The organism is Pseudoduganella sp. GW821-FHT05F09 (genome assembly GCF_059419605.1).
Genome location: NZ_JBWKSD010000019.1, coordinates 1 through 16,166, shown reverse-complemented (window position 1 = coordinate 16,166; position 16,166 = coordinate 1). Strand labels below are relative to the sequence as shown.

The window sequence follows — 16,166 nt, the reverse complement described above, 5'->3', positions numbered from 1 at the left end:
GGGCGCCCTAGGTAGTGTACGAAGTCTTCTTGGAGCGTATATGTGATGCGCGCGGGTAGCACTAGCTCCCAGTCGGGGACGGAAGTATCCGGCGCGGTCGAGCCGCGAGGAATGAATTACAGGTCAAGCTGCCAAACAGCCCGATGTCCCCTTGGTCACGTGTCAGCCTTACTGAATTCTGCGCAATATGCGCACGTATTGCACGATGACTTTGAAGCATCTGGTATTCATGGGGAAATCATTAACGATGCAAGGCGTCGTCGTGCAGGCAGATGGTGTTCTCAGTGCTGCGAGTTCCTTCGCTGAGGGCTATCTGAAAAGCTTCCAACGTGGCAATATGATGTGGTGTAAAAAAAGCATGAGCATACATTCAAATGACCCCCAAGCACCACGGTCGGCACAAAACAAAGTTCGCGCGAGGCGCGAATTGGTTTTGCGCGATTCTTGCAAATCCAATTACTATCGGCCCGACCATATTTTCAGAAGATGAAGGCACGTTGAACTGGAGTTCCGAAGTCTAATGAATTCAAAAAATACTTCCACTGCTGCGACAAGCGAGTCGGACTTGGTGCGAGCAAGCAGGGATGGCGACCAGTTCCACTACCACTGGGCCGCCCGCCATTGCCTGTCTCTTCTTCCTGGCGTTAGCGACTTGGTTGCCATTTCAATTGAGGGTGCATCGGCCATTGAGGGACCTGGCTCGGCGAACGAAGGTGATGAACTTATCGATGTAGGGTTCTACTTTGGCAGTGAGCGGTTGGAAAAGGCGCGTCTTGTTCGCTATGTACAGTTGAAGCACTCTACGAAGCGTGCGCATGAGCCTTGGACTGCTAGCGGGTTGAGCAAGACGTTAAACGGATTTTCAGAGCGCTTTGCGAAGCTGCGTAAGACGTACGCGTGGAATGAACTCAAGGACAAATTACACTTCACCTTCACGACCAATCGGCCCATCGATGAGAAAGTGATTGAGACGCTAGAGGACCTAGCAGTCGAGAAAACTACGCGCCATCCTTCAGTCGCGGCGACCATGTTGGGATACGTGAAGGGGCTCGGCAGCGAGACTTCCAATTTTTTCAAGCTCTTCTCAGTGGAGGCGGGTGAACCGGACCTCTGGAACCAGCGTAATCTCCTATTTAAGGACGTGAGAACCTTCCTTGCGGATGGCGGTTCCGATGCGCCGCTCCAGCTCAAGGAATTGGTGACCAGGAAAGCGACGACTGAGTACGCTTCTAACACCTCTATTCTTCGCGTTGATGTACTCCGTGCGCTTGGGACCGATGAGGCGGACCTTTGGCCGGCAGAGTGCTTGATTGTAGGTCCTGCCGGCGGTGCCCTACCACGAGAGCAAGAGGGAGAGATTCGTGCGATTCTGGAATCTGCGACGCAACCAGTTGTCTTGCACGCAGAGGGAGGCGTTGGTAAGTCAATACTGGTTTGGCAGCTTTCTCAGTCTGTTCCCGAGGGGTCAGTCGCAGTGCTCTACGATTGCTTTGGTGACGGGCTGTACAGAAGCGCGCAACATTACCGACACAGAGAAAAGGACGCGTTTCCGCAAATTGCTAATGAGCTTGCCGCGCGGGGCCTGTGTAACCCATTGATTCCAGTTCGGGGAGCAGATAGCAAGCAGTACATGCGCGCATTTGTGGCAAGACTAGCCCAGTCCGTCAGTTTACTTCGAGCCAAGACTCCTCATGCAAACATTTATTTGATTGTCGATGCTGCGGACAACGCGGTTATGGCAGCTAAAGAGTTTGATGACTCGGCTTTCGTACCAGACCTCATTCGTACTGCAATGCCGGATGGCGTGAAGCTTGTGTTCAGCTGCCGGACTCATCGGCGTGACCATTTGCAAGCGCCGCCGGATGCGATTCAGGTCGAACTTCGCCCATTCAGTCGCGAAGAGACATCTGAGCATCTAAGGGCATTTTATCCAGACGCGACCGATATCGACATCTCCGATTTTGCTTTCTTAAGTAGTTCTAATCCACGAGTTCAGGCAGTGGCATTGAGTCGGAATCTGCCATTGGCGGAAATGCTGAAAGCGTTGGGGCCTTCACCATCTACAGTTGAGCGGGCTATCGCCGACCTGCTAGCGCAAGCGGTCGAGAATCTGAAGTTTCGAGAAGGGCACGTCGAGGCTGAACAGATTGGCCTAATCTGCGAGGGATTAGCAGTACTCCGACCGTTAGTTCCAATTGCAGTTCTTGCTGAGATTTCAGGCACCACCGAAAGTGCGGTTAAAAGCTTCGCATATGACTTAGGGCGACCGCTGTTAGTGAGGGGTGGAAGTCTTCACTTCCTGGACGAGCCTGCGGAGACTTGGTTCCGCCAGAAGTTCCAACCGAATAGAGAAAAGCTGGTAACGTTCTTGAAACGATTGAAACCTCTCGCAGCCTCCAATTCTTATGTTGCATCTACGATTCCCCAACTGCTTCTGGCGGCCGGAAAAATGGATGAGCTGGTCGAATTGGCGCTCTCTTCTGATGGCCTACCGACAGCGAACCCGCTAGAACGCCGTGATGTAGAGGTGCAGCGCTTAACCTTTGCGCTGAAGGCTTGCCTGCAAGAGAAACGCTATGCGCCAGCAGCAAAACTAGCCCTCAAGGTTGCCGGCGAACTCGCCGGAGTCGCTCGCCAGAATAGCCTCATGCAGGGAAATACAGACATCGCGTCCGCGCTTCTATCTCTAGACCGTATAGAAGAGCTGGTTTCTCGGCGCGCCTTCCGAGGAACTTGGACCGGTGCTCATCACGCTTATGAAGCGGGGTTGCTGGCTGGCCGTGTGGAATTCCTCTCTGAAGCGCGTAGCCGCTTGAGGATGGCGATAGATTGGCTATATTCTTGGGCGGGCATGACTCAGGAGCAGCGTGAAATATCGAATGAACTCGTCGACTCTACCGATATGGCCGAACTTGCGATGGCGAAGTTGCTAGCGGAAGGACCGGAAGATGCCGTCAGATTTCTCAAGGGATGGAGCCCAAGGTCGCTGTCGATGACCGCGGGCGGCATCTTGGCACGTCGACTTGTGGACCTGGGACGGTATGATTTGCTGGACCAGCTCGCGGAACACGGTGCTCGCGATATTTGGTTGATGCTGGGATTGGCCGTCGAAGCGTGCAAGGGTGGCCACACCCTTCCCGCCAAGCCGCTGGAGGCGCTTATGAGTGCACTGTTGAGTCGGCGAATTCGCCTTCATGACTCGGATAGGCCAACCTCCAATTGGAATGTGATTAACGGTGTTACGTCCGCTGTTTTGCAGGCACTACGAGTATTGCCACGTGATGACCTCGAGTGGGCGAGGGTCATACGTCGGTATCTGCCAGAACACCCACCCATGGAATTGGCGGCGCGTTACGGTTCGGAAAGGCCAGTGATACTGCGGGCATATTGCCTAGAGGCCGCCTTATTGGGCAGGCGACTCGTACTTATTGATTTAACTCCAAAAGAACTCCGTGACGAGCTGGAGAAGAAGCCGAATCATCACAGTAAAAGCTCTGAAGTCGAAGCGTTTGAAAGGGCTTCGGGCGGTATCTTGGATTGGTTCTGCCTGAGTGCGGAAATTGCCTGTGGAAAGATGCCGGCAGAGTTTAATGTGGCCGTTCAGGCGGCGCTCAATGCGACGAAAGCGGCTAGGTCCAGAGATTACAACAACGTTTTCAACTTAGAGCAAACTGCGGCACTGGAATGGATGCGCGCGATACGTGATGCATCGGTATCGGAGCCAGTATCCCTGGCAGCATTTCTGAGCTGGTTCAAAGAGAAGGCTGACGCTTTCTCGACGACGGTCATGACCGCTATCTGTCGCTTGGCAGCGCGTCAAAAGGCGCTCGAGAGTATTGCGCTCGAAGTGTCCGTTCTAGTCTACGAAGCTATCGAAAATCACCGTGAGCATGCTGAATCAAGAGTCGAGTCCTACCAGTCTCTTGCGCGCGCCATTTTCCCGACCAGTAAAGCCGAGGCTCGTTCTTACTTCGAACGGGCAGTCGATATTTCAAGCCGCATCGGGGACGAAAACTCGGACCGCTGGGGTGCGCTGCTGTGCCTTGCCGAGGCAAGCGGAAAAGACAGTTCGGGCCGTCCAGAGTCTGCGTACAGGCTGGCACGAGGTGCTGAGCTAGCGTACGACTATGTCGAAAGAGATAAACACTTCGACTGGAACCACACTATTGATGGATTGTTGAGTTTGTGTCCGGCGTCCACAATAGCAACTCTAAGCCGCTGGAGAGACCGCAAATTTGGCTATGCAGATAGACTTCTGGCAATCACAATCGAACGTTCCGTGGCGCGCGGCTTGCTACCTTCAATTGCGCCCATTGCGCTGTGCCCGATTGGCGACGAGTGGTCACGTGCAGAGAACCTGACGAAAGCATGTGAACACGAATCGCACACGGATGTTCGGCGTAAAATTCTCGGTGCTGGCTATCGCTATCTTAGATTACGCTCGCCGTCCGAGAGCGACCTTGAGCGAGTTTCGACGCTAGCACGCGCATCCGACTTCACCGGTTCCGACCTCGGCAGGCTTCTCGCAGCAGCGAGGGAGCCCAAGACTGATAGCGGGAGTTCCCCAAGGCAGTACGCGCCACAAACCTTGGAGAACCGGAATGCCCCCGATTGGAATGCTCTTTTCAACGGCGTCGACCTATCAAGCTCTGCGGAGCTTCGTAGCGCTTACTTACTGCTGAAAACCTTCGACCCTCCTTACCAGATTTATGAATTCTACACAGAGGCATTACAGCGATGTGGCTTGGGCGGCGCTGCTGAATTCTGTCTAGCCGTCGCGCAGTGGCCGGAATTTGAGAACTATGAATTAAGGCATCTCTTAGACGTGCTTGGGAAGCAAAGTACGAAGCCGGTCGCTTTGCGTAAGGCGATGACAAGCGTAGCGCTAGCCGTATGTAAAAGAAGTCCCGAGTGGGCTAGAAGACGCAGGTGGGGCAGTTCCTTCCCATACCGGCAGCTCATTAGCGAAGGAATTGTTACCGATGGCCAGATTGTTGAAGCTACGCTCGAAGGGTTTCTCGTCAATGTCACGACGCTTAACTCAGGAGAGCTCTTTCAGATGCTGGAATCGCTGTCCCACCTTTTGACGAGCGATGAGGCCGACGACGCGCTGAACTTTGGCCTGTCACTTCATGAGATGGACATGCGCCCAGAAGATGGAGACGGTCCCTGGAGCGATGCTATGAAGCCGACGGGAAGCTGCGAGGATGCCGTGGCAGGTTATCTGTGGGCAGCGCTAGGCTCACCAAGTACTTCTGTGCGCTGGGAGGCGGCACACGCAGTGCGGGCGGCTATCGAGCTTGGTTGGGTCCCGGTACTGTCTGCGCTCGCGAAAGCGGCAGTCGTCAGTGAACCAGGTGCTTTCGTTGATAAGCGTTTTGTCTTTTACGAATGGCACTCTCGTCTGTGGCTCAGCATTGCGCTAGCTCGGTGCGCTAGCGAGCACCGTGATATGGTGGTCCTGTTTAGCGATTTTCTCATGTTGTCAGCCAAAGAAGAGCACGTCTTGCTGCGCCATTTCGCAGCCGCCGCTTTGCGGGAGTTCCCCGAAAACTTCGGTGGCGTGAGTACGCTGGGCGACCTAGAAAAAATCAACAGAATTGAGTTGCCGCTCGTTGCGCATACTTCCTATCGAGAGTCAGAGACAGAGCCCATGGTATCGGGCGGCGAAACTGATGAGGTAATCGATGAGTACCACTTTGGGATAGACATCGGCCCATATTGGCTTACTCCTCTGGGGCGAGTTTTTGGTATCTCGCCAAATGGAATTGCCCGACGCGCCGCCCAGGCCATACGCGACCGTATGGGGCGGCTCCCTGCAGGGTATAACCACGACGCACGATACAAGCATGGCGTGGTTGCACACGAGCAGACTAGCCACTCGCACGGCACTATGCCCCGCGTGGAAGACCTTGCGGCCTACAGCGCGTATCATGCAATGATGATAGTGGCTGCGAGGCTGCTTAAAACTCACTCGGTCGGCAAGGCGACCTACAGTGGCGAAAATGACTTTGAAGAGTGGATTGAAGATAGACTTTTGACGCGGAAGGACGGCAAGTGGGCTGCAGACAGGCGTGACCCTCAACTTACGAAAGCGCCTCCCGCGCCGGAGATATACGGTGACAAAGATTGGCGCTGGCAGATAACCGCTGACCACCTCGATAGTATTGTGGAGACCGACGAGGGGTTGCAGGTTGTAGCCGGAGATTGGACCAGCGGCATACGTGAATCTGTGGAGACAATTTCCGTGAACAGTGCATTGGTGCCAAAGCGCTCTGCGGTGGCATTTCTCTGCGCGGCTCAAACGACCTCGGACCCACAAGGATACTTCTTCCGATTTGATGAAGACTATTTGGCCCAGGACGAGGAAGACCCCGCAGGCTCTAGCTGCGATGCTCCTGAGCTTGCACCGGAGGCCAATCAGGATGGTCAATTTAAACTACGTCAGTGGAAGACTGACCGAGGCGAATCCTCTGGTGTTGACGAGTACGACCCGTGGTGCGAGCGCGTGCATGTTCCTGGCGAAATGCCCTCTGCGGCGACCATCTCAGCGATGGGCTTGCGTTCCGTTGAGGATGGGCGTATGTGGGTGACCGCGAGCGGTGCGCTCATGCGAAGCGAGACATGGACCCAGTCAAGCGGCTACGGTCGCGAAAAGGAAACAATTCCGGGTACTCGCTTGAGCGCGGATAAAGCTTTTTTGAAAGAACTCCTTGCCGCCAATCCAGAGTATTCCCTTGTCGTCGGACTCAGTCTGCGTCGACGCGTGCCAAGCTATGGCTCGGATAACGATGACCATAGCTCGTACGTGCCTCCTTACAAACGCTATTACCTAATTGAAGAAGATGGAATCGCTAGAACGCTCAAAAGCAGTGATTGAACTCGGCAAGCGGCTTATCGCACAACTGGAGCTTAGTGACGACGAACTAACTCAGTGGATGGCGCACCTGCTTGCTGAACGCATCCACAATGTCGAGGCTGGGCCTCCAGAGGACAGAGTCGCTGCACAGAACTCATGTGCAGAATTAGTCTTCAAGTTGTGGGCGCAGCGGTACAGTTTGCCGCCTCGCCTTCGCCCATTAGAGAAGCTGGAACCGCTCCTGCGAACACTAGACGCACTTGACGCTACCAACGGACCGCGGTTTCGTTTTATGCACGAGCCGCCAGCAGATATTAAGGTCGACGAGGATGTCGCGAGGTTGCTCAGCTTAGCGGTGAATCTCGACGATGCGTCGCGAATTTTAGTGCAGTACTTTCTGGCAGCCGCAGCTGAGGTGGCCTCGGAAGAATCGAGGCCATGGATACAGAGCGCAGTTGATGCTGGAGCTGACGTGACACTCGAGGTTCGCATTATTGGTTTCCTGAACAGCGGCCTTGACCGTGCTGGTGAAGAAGCCAAGTTCGCTCGCGAGGCACTGATGGATAAGATACAGAAACTTGAGACGTTCGCGTCTGCGGCAGGTGCCCACGCGGCCGAGCTGAGAGCAAGGCACAATATGCTGGACGATAAAGTGAATGATGTGGAATCGAATGACGATTGACAGAGATGCTCTTGCTATGGGCTGAAGAATTGTCAGTCTACGAGGGTTTCAAGTGCATGGCTATCAAGCAAATTTTATGGCGACAGCAATAGTTTCTCCGTAGCTTCCTGCTGTTAAACTGATTCCAAGTTTCAATAGAGATGGACCTTTCATGTATCAGGTAGGCTCGAGTGAAAACCTCGCTCTTTCGAGAGTGCTCCAAGAATTTAACCGGAAAGCAACGGTGGCCAAGTGCGCGGGTTTGCTGACGGTTCCAGCGTTCCACGCAAATACAATCCGTATCGAGACGATGGTTCATCTCGCGGTGGCGAATTGTGCGGGGAAGCGGAAGCCAACGTTTTCGGATATCAGTCGGTGGCTAAATCGAAACCTTGGGAATTCCGCAGTGGCGACTGCGGAAGACCCTCCCGAGGACGTTTTCGTCAGCAACATCACCAGTCAAACTGGGAACTTCAGGCTCTTTGAAGGCACCTGGGAAAGTAGCGACTTTCACCTGCAACAGATGTTGGATACGGCGGAGGCCTTGTCGCCGGCCATTGAACGAATCGCGGCTGCGCTTCCTAACATTTACGCATTACTACGCATGGGCGATGCAGTCGCTGCGCGGTTGAACCTCGCACGGTGGCATGCCGAGCCTTCAGCACGTGCAGGCAGCTTAGTCATTGGTCCCAATACTAATATCGACCGAAGAGCCGCAGCGGTTACCTTTACCGAACCAGAATTGATGGATTTAGGAATTGAGGTGACGGAATTAGAGCCTTTTCTCTTTACCGATGAGGATGAGAAGCTTCTTCCATTGCAAGTGGTGACCCAGGAAACAGCGCTTGAGCTTCGGCCTGTCGTTCGATTCGGGAATGAATACGTCCTGGCATTGCCAGCAGGTGTTGGTTCGGCACTCCGCGCTTATATTCTCAGAGAAGTCGTTCAAGCTAGGGCGTTTAAGGTTTTTGATAGCGCATTAGGTCGACGGCAAGCGGCTCTTGTGCGTCGTTCGCTACAGAATATTGGGGAGGAGTATAGCTCTCTTCTATCGATAGATAGCGACCCAGATTTACCGCAGATTCAGAGTTGGTGTTTTAAGCGCGACACCTCCGAGCATGTCCATGTTGTTGTATTGCATGAAGACCTCGGTGAATGTGTGGACGAAGGTTGGGGCCTTCCAAGTAAGCTAAGTCAGAAGCAGCAAGCAGCGTTCGAAGATTTTCTTAGTCGCAGTGCTGCGCGCTGTGAGGCGGTACCAGGCTTCAAGCATGGAACAACAATCGTGATTCGCGCCGGAGTTGGTCGCGGCTTTGCCTCATCATTGCCGCGACTGGGTTTGTCATGGGACGTGATTTTTCTGGGCCTTGCAGACCTCGACATGCTGGTTGCATATCAAGATGAAGCGGTCGATTTGCTGTTTAAGTTCTTGCGCCAAGAGACCTGGGTAGCTTCACACAAAGCCAAGCATTTTAGCTTTAGCAGCTTCACTTTGTTCTGTCAGTGGGTGCAAGACGACTTTAGTATTTGGCCGCGAGATTTACCATTGAGAGAAGGGGCCATCGTCATGGTTCCTTCGGATTCGCCGTTTGGCTTCAGGCAAAAAGTTCGAAAATCGCGTGATAAACATTCAATTCTGACTTGGTCTGGAAAGTGGATGGTTTGCGAGCGTTACGGACGGAATTCTTATTTTGACAGTCGCGCGAAGCAACCAATTTTTATATGCGAAAGCGCGGTCCAACAATCGACCCTAGCGGTGGCCGTGGAAACCTCGAAAGGTCCACGATGGCTGATTTGTGCTGACCAAGTATATGACTCCAGTAAGCGGAAATATGTGTTTCGGCTTTGGTCCGATTTTGTCGGCTCCTTCGCTGAGGTCGCGCTCTTCCTTGATGCTCAAGGGCCGATACCTGAAGGCGTTTTAGAGGTTTTTCTGGATTGTACACACATGGTCGACATCGAATCGGTGTCGTATGCAGAGCACGATGACCCTAGCGTCAAACCTATCGTTAGTTCGACGGTACCGGGCCGCGCGACAGTTAGTTTGCCGAGAGACTTCTTTGCAATTTTCCGCAGGGTTGGGAACGAAGGTGAACAGGCGCTTGTTTCGGCCTTTGTGACCGCACTGGAGATTGCCTCCAAATTGATTGTTCCATTAGAGGGAAAGCTTGTTCAACAAGCGGTTACTGCTGCATTACCTTCGGATGGCGCCCGTTTGGTCCATCTATTCAGTAGCACTCTAATGTCAGACCATCTGATTTGGACCTCGAGTGCTAAGCCCGTTTGGTTGAACCTTGCAGATGCAGCGTTTGTTCGGATTGGCTTGGACGAACACCCGCCCGTCAAAGAGAAGCTGACTGTCGGAAGCTCTTTCTGCACAGACGTTTTAAATGGTTACGTCGCAAGGATTTGGAACGAGATTAAGCTTCAGCTCAACGAGCTAGATTTAGACTCTGTCCTAGGCGCGCTTCTGTCATCAAATGAAGCTATCTACGCGGATAGGATGCACTGGCGGCGGACGGCCAAAGCGATTCTGTCATTGAACGAAAATGGAGAGGGGCTTGATGCGGCCTTTACTCGAGAGCAAAAGAGAAATCGGACTTCCTTGGCCACTCGAGTACTTGCAGAAATGGCTGTGTGCGAATGCGGATTGTCAGGGAAACCATTGGTAACGCGAGCTGAACTTGAGTTGTTGGTTGCGCGAACTTCATTGCTCATTGAGGTGGCTTACGATTCTGATGCGATTCGTGGGGAGCTGGCGCCGGCGAAGCTTACTGTGTTCCCGAACGGCGAATACGAGATTGACCGGTCTTATCAATCGTCAATCATGCGACCATTCGTAGCGAACCAGTATTCCGACGAGTACAGGGAAGTGGCTGCCGACTACGCGTCGTACTACCAGGAGAAGGAGCGCGGCGGGCGCGGACTCGCATCGGAATTTTATAGAGCGGATTTCGTAGACGCTTTTGAGAAGGAGTACGGGCTCAGCCCTGATGAGTTAATCGACTGCTTTGCAGAACTTGTTGATATGGCGACTGACGCAGGCCAAGTGGTGGTCAAAATGGAGCTTGGCCCTCTGAAGGAACGGCTCATAGAGAAGCGCGGAATTAGCCCGGAGAAGTGCAATGCGTTTGTCAGCGGATTTGCATTGATTCGCAGGCCGAAGTGGGACAAACCCCCGAAGGGCTTTGCGGCTAAGGACACGTGGCCATGGCTCTTCAAGCGCAGGCTTTCCATCATTTCGCGGCCCGTGGTGTGTACTGGGGTTACCGAAGCTGATATCGCTTATTTTGGCGTGAGCCAGGTGCTGCAATCCTGGAACTACCTGATGAGTCGCTCTAGCAAGGCTTGGATGCCGCAAGATTATTTCGTATCTCAAGCGATGAAAGCTTTCGCGGGGAAGACCGCGCATGAATTGGGCGGTGTTTTCGAAGATGAAGTCGTCGAGAAGCTGACGGCATGCGGTTGGGTGGCGCGCGCTCGTGTTCAGATGACGGAACTTGGTGGGACCCAGGAAATGGGAGATGTGGACGTGCTCGCCTGGCATCCGGGTGGTCGAGTTCTTATTATCGAATGCAAGCGCCTGCAGCCGGCCCGGACGGTTGGTGAGGTCGCCGACGTACTTCAGAAATTTGCAGGCGAGGAGAAGGATAAGTTGGCGCGGCATTTAACTCGGTTGACGTGGCTTCAGGCATCACCATCCGGCATTCCTCGCGCGCTCGGTTTGGAACGAGCCGCGATGATATCGACCGTTCAGGGCAGGTTGGTCACCAACACAGATGTGCCGATGATGTATGTGAAACACCTTCCCATTTCGATGTCCGAGATACTCCCTATTAGGGCTTTGGAGAAGATTTGAGTGTTGGCAGAAAAACCGGAATCTTTGATGCGTTACGCATTTTCTATATAAACGATTATGAGCTTCCCATCCTTACAGCTTGACCATTTCAACCGAGTTTTCGAAAGCTGGCGTGCGGGTATTGCGCATGTGCGCGCGCAGTATATTGCGGTGCTTGTGGAAGGGAGCTGGGTGCTCCTCCATGCTCGCGTGGACTTAGACCCGTTTGAGCTCCCAGAAACCGTGAATGAGGGAATCAGTACTTCGAGCATTAGAGCTGGGCACGTGAAGGCCAGCGTTACCCAGGCTGCGGTAGAGGAGTTCATGGCTGCACTGCGTGCGGGGCGATTATGTTTGGCAGAACCCGGCCTAGATTTGGCACTGCCGGCCGACCAAGAGATTTCATTGTATGCGCCGACGTCGCTGGTTGAACCGGAATACTTCACTCCTCAGTTAGAGGTCAAATGCATGCGGCAGACAATGCTCACGCAAGCGTTCGATTACGCTCTGGCCAACGCGGATTTGCGGCGTAACGAGGTTCCATTCGATGGTTTGGTTGACCTCCTGTCCTTCTTCGGCTTGGGCAATTCGGGACACCTGCCGCATGAACAGAAAATCTTGGTGACGTTGAATCCACCCGGCGACATCATCTTCGACGGGTGTTCGCTTTCGCAGGACCAGTTGCGCTTGAAGGTGATGCGGCGGGTGTCCATGGGGCGCGATAGCGTGGTCCTTGGGCTGCGCAAACTTCCCAATCCGTCCATGGCGCGCCGTTCGCAGATTGCAGACAAAATCCAATGGCAGCCGGAAGTAGGTGGCTTCGAAACGGGGTATGTGGAGACCAGCGCTGATGATTGCGGCATCGCGGAATTGTTGCTGTCGGTTGGTGGGTACACTGTGCGGCGCTACTTCCTTCCGGATGCGAGCAAGAGTCTAAATCAGCGCCTCGCGGACTATCGGCGCTTCGACCCTGAGCTGCAGCATCTTGGGCGCGCGCTTAAGGCAGGAAAGAACGATTCTCGAAGCTTAGAAGCCGGTGTTGCTACGTTACTGCATTTGCTCGGAGCGAGTACGGTGACGCCACCGAACCCAGATACACCTGATGTCATTGCGGAGACGGTTGGAAAACGTCTTGCCTTGATTGAATGCACAATCAAGGTCGAGAGCTTACGCGAGAAAGTGGGGAAGCTTGTCAATCGCAGAGAGATTATCACTCGCGACAACGGGTTGAACTCGCCAGCGCGGGAGGTCTTAGCTATTCTGGTTGTCAATCAACCCCGGCACACTATCGTCAACGAGGACAAGTATCTGTCCGATAATCAGGTGGTTCTGGTTTCTCAAGAGGACCTTAATTTGGCAATGGCTCACCTGGAAGTGCCTCAGGATTTGGACATGCTTTTTCTGGAGAAGCGAGAGTCTTTGCGTTCGCTCAATACTCAGCCGTTTTGGAGCAGCATACCAGGTGGAATCTAGCCTCAGCATGCCCGTGCTCCTGTATGGCCGAAGTCGGTCGGCACTAACGGCACGCGAAATTACGTTTTCTTCTCTTCACCGAGAAAACGATGCATGCTCTCAGCAGCTCGGAGGTGCAGGGAAATAACGGTCTGCAGCCACGTGTAAATCCTGTATTCAATGTCTTCATGCTGTTCTACAAAGAAGTCCTTCCCGAGGTATCGGACTGGTTGGCCGTCGGGTAGACAATCGCGCCACCCCTGGAAGGCATAATGAAGAGGCGCCTCATGCACTTCAGGAGTGGCGATTCCCACGTACACCTTCTCCAGCTCTAGTGCGGATGTCGAATGAACTACATCATGCCGGAATTGGATGAGTTGTGCGATGTCGGGATTGGCGTATCGCTCGTGCATCAATTCTGTAGCGATTCCTCCAAGGCTTAGGCTTGATTTTAGTTTTATCAAGTCCGCAAAATGGCGGCCTCCGGCTGGCTTAAACTTGATATTGCTTGGGTCTATTTGGTCCAGGTAGTGCATCAGCTTACTCAGCAAGTCCAGTGAAGTGCACATCGAGATTGCAGCCATTGATGCGAAGGTGGCAGCGGCGTATGAGTCCGTTCCATGATGAATTACTTCATTCGTATTCAGCTGAGAGATGGCAGGCCTAGCCTCGATAATGCAGGACCGCTGCGCTTTTAAGAGATTGATGAATCCAGTTATCGCCCGGCTCAGAATGGATAAGATTTCGCTTGTTACACGCCCAAACTGACTTATCACCAGCCAGCGTTCGAGCGTGGCGGCACTGAAGGGAGTCTTCTTCGATGCGACCGCTTCTCGGACAAACTTATCTATCGTCTCGAGCATGCCCTTTGAGCCTTCGCCATGTCCGATTTCTAAATATGCGACTGGCAATTGCAGCTTTTCCTCATAGAAATTTTCGAGCTCCTGTGGCTGCATCAAGTATGAGTGAAGGGCATATCCTAAATGGGCAGCGTAGTAGTGCTCCAGCTGCTGCCAATTGAATTCGCTGTAGGTGGGAAACTTCCCTGCGTTCTCCAAGTTCACTAGTAAACGGACATTGAAATCAGTGGCCAGAGCGGTCGTAATCTCACTTTCAGTCGTTGCGACGAACGGTAGGCTGCAGGTGCCGAACACGTCGTGCAAAACGTATCTACTCTCATCAATGCTACGTAGCATTAAGCCTTTGGTAGTAAAGAAGCCTGAATTTCCAATCATTCGTGTCCTGTGTTCGGGGCGACCATATCATGGCTACTCATCCTCGCCTAGAGGCCAGAGGCGCCTTGGCCGTAAGCGCATTTAGAAAAGTGGTGCTTGAGGAGCCATCTGATTTTCAGGAGAAGGGCCTTCTGCATCCTGGACGTCATCATTGTCTGCACCTTGCTTCGGTGCAGCGTACGCACGCAACTCCAGCTCAGAGCGCAGCTCAATTAGAACGCGTGCAAATTCCGGGTTCTTTGAACTGAGCCAGTCGTCATAATGCTCTGGCCGCAGTATTGCCACCCCGCGCTTTTCCTCACCAGGGCGATGGAAGCGCTTCAGTAGTGGATATTCATCGGCGTTCAGCGTGAAATGAGTGAAACTGTGCTATACGGTCCCATCCTTTTCTTCCCAGCTCCGCCACATACCAGGTAGTCCGATAGGCTCGGCGCCGGAAAGTTCGATTGCCCAGCGCTCGTGGGCGCCGGTTTCCCAGTTGGGCTCAAACACCTTCATGGCAGGCACGATGCACAGCTGCTGTTGTATCCAAAAGCGCTTGTAGCTAACCTTGCTTCCAACTTCTTCGGCACGCGCGTTCATCGTGTCCATCCTGATGCGAGGAGGCTCGGGTAGGGGCTTTCCTTCTGCCTTTGCTTTCTCGACCTTTCTATCAAATTTCGCTTGTTTGTCCGGTGTCAGCCTTTTGAAGGGCCGGTGGCGCTGCGGTACGAATCCGTACGAACCCACCAAGCCTTTGCGACGTCCGTTCTCGTCGTTGATGATAAAGGGCGCAAGACGGTCTTTGTAGATTTCCTCTCGCCAGTCATCGTTGACTTCAATCGGAGTCTTGAACCAGTCGAAGCAGATTTGGCGGCTGACGGTGATGTAATTGACACACATAGTTATCGCCGTCCCCAATTCTGATAATTTTTTTATGCAACGTGCCAGCTGAAAATTTCGTCTGTATCATCATCTTCGAAAAGCTCTGAAGGAATAACTTTTCGGTGATAGGTTTCCCGCCAAATCATCTTGATGCTGTGCTCAAGAGGTTCGTCCCATTCTAGATGTTCATTTGAATTCAGTTCTGCCATCATGCCGACGGCATGAATTTTATATTTGTAATTTTGACCATCCAAAAATTCAGATAGCTCTTTTATGAAATATCTTTCATTTTTATAGCTACGATACATATCATCAACATCACAGATGGGGCCACCGTCTTCGTCATGGTCAATATCATAATCAAACCCCAAATGTGCATGTAGATGCGGAATATAGATGTCGTCAAGCCGTCTTACATGGTTGTTTCGGTGGCATATGCGCCATATTGTCACATGAGATTCACTATATTTCCCGTGAGGCCCACCTATTATGGCGAGATTATATGAGTCTGACTTGCATGTTATTTCCTCGGTGATTTGTTGACAAGGTTGCCGTTGCTGCTCCAAATATCCGTCATAATAGTCTTTTAGGTCCTGAAATTCGTGCAAGAAGCTCTTAATGAGTGAAAAATTTTTTTTGAAACGATAACATTCTCAAAATGCTGAGATGCTTTTTTTGACCAATTAAAACTTCCGGTTATAAGGGTTTTTCCATCGATAATGCAAAATTTATTATGCATTAATGAAAAACTTCTAACCTTAAGAGGGAACTTTTTTGCACCAACAGGTTCGACAAAGAACCTTTTATTAAGAAAATCGTCGTTGTACATAACTTCAACAACAACACCTTTTTCAGCAAGGCGCGAAAATATCGGAGAAAATATTTTCCAGCTTATCCAGGCAACGCAGACGATAACTGATTTTTCAGCACTGCTAAGCAGTTTTCTAATTTCAAACTCGATGTCTTCAAAATATACATTTGTACTTACAGATTGAGCTAGCATGACTTCTTTGGTCCAAATAAATTTCGAGGTTAAATTTTCTACGACTTTTCATGGCTATTATGCCATTGCAGTCTAGTGGAAGTCTCTGCTGCGGGTGTCGAGTTCGCCGAGGAGGTGACTTAGGTCTACAAGGCGCTTCGCAACCAAGTGCCGCACATTATTCTCGGACTGCCAAATGCCATAGACTCCCAAAAGCTGGGCGCCCATGACTTCTCTTCGGAACTGCTCCACCAATGTCGGCCAACAAATAACGT

At 52.4% G+C, this 16,166-nt stretch carries 9 protein-coding genes; 4 read left to right on the top strand and 5 right to left on the bottom strand.

The features are described from left to right. Positions 1-520: 520 nt before the first annotated feature. From AC07S4_RS30265 to AC07S4_RS30250, 4 genes are all read left to right on the top strand, one after another. Positions 521-6,880, top strand: a complete 6,360-nt coding sequence (locus AC07S4_RS30265; RefSeq protein WP_494990118.1) for an NACHT domain-containing protein — start codon at positions 521-523, stop codon at positions 6,878-6,880. Further along, a complete protein-coding gene (avs3b, locus tag AC07S4_RS30260) occupies positions 6,846-7,541 on the top strand; it encodes an AVAST type 3 anti-phage protein Avs3b (protein WP_494990117.1) in 696 nt (231 codons plus the stop codon). Before AC07S4_RS30265 ends, avs3b begins: the two co-directional genes overlap by 35 nt. A 151-nt stretch (positions 7,542-7,692) precedes the next feature. Next, positions 7,693-11,379, top strand: coding sequence for an anti-phage protein Upx-like protein (locus tag AC07S4_RS30255; protein WP_494990116.1), 3,687 nt, complete (start codon positions 7,693-7,695; stop codon positions 11,377-11,379). Between the two features lie 57 nt (positions 11,380-11,436). Then, positions 11,437-12,831, top strand: a complete 1,395-nt coding sequence (locus AC07S4_RS30250) for a hypothetical protein (protein WP_494990115.1) — start codon at positions 11,437-11,439, stop codon at positions 12,829-12,831. A 59-nt stretch (positions 12,832-12,890) separates the two neighbouring features. Here the strand turns inward: AC07S4_RS30250 and AC07S4_RS30245 are convergent, their stop codons facing one another. From AC07S4_RS30245 to AC07S4_RS30225, 5 genes are all read right to left on the bottom strand, one after another. Then, positions 12,891-13,973 carry a hypothetical protein gene (locus tag AC07S4_RS30245; RefSeq protein WP_494990114.1) on the bottom strand — a complete coding sequence of 361 codons (1,083 nt, stop codon included), beginning with the start codon at positions 13,971-13,973 and terminating at the stop codon, positions 12,891-12,893. Between the two features lie 441 nt (positions 13,974-14,414). Continuing rightward, positions 14,415-14,927 (bottom strand): SOS response-associated peptidase family protein, encoded by a 513-nt coding sequence (locus AC07S4_RS30240; protein WP_494990113.1) that lies wholly within the window; start codon positions 14,925-14,927, stop codon positions 14,415-14,417. 32 nt (positions 14,928-14,959) lie between these two features. Beyond that, the gene (locus AC07S4_RS30235) at positions 14,960-15,517 is read right to left on the bottom strand and encodes a hypothetical protein (RefSeq protein ID WP_494990112.1); all 558 of its coding nucleotides are present in this window, start codon (positions 15,515-15,517) and stop codon (positions 14,960-14,962) included. After that, on the bottom strand, positions 15,496-15,912 hold the full coding sequence (locus AC07S4_RS30230) for a phospholipase D-like domain-containing protein (RefSeq protein WP_494990111.1): 417 nt from the start codon (positions 15,910-15,912) through the stop codon (positions 15,496-15,498). The genes AC07S4_RS30235 and AC07S4_RS30230 overlap by 22 nt, the downstream gene beginning before the upstream one ends. Before the next feature lie 72 nt (positions 15,913-15,984). Next, a partial coding sequence (locus AC07S4_RS30225) for a hypothetical protein (protein WP_494990110.1) occupies positions 15,985-16,166 on the bottom strand: 182 nt, incomplete at its 5' end.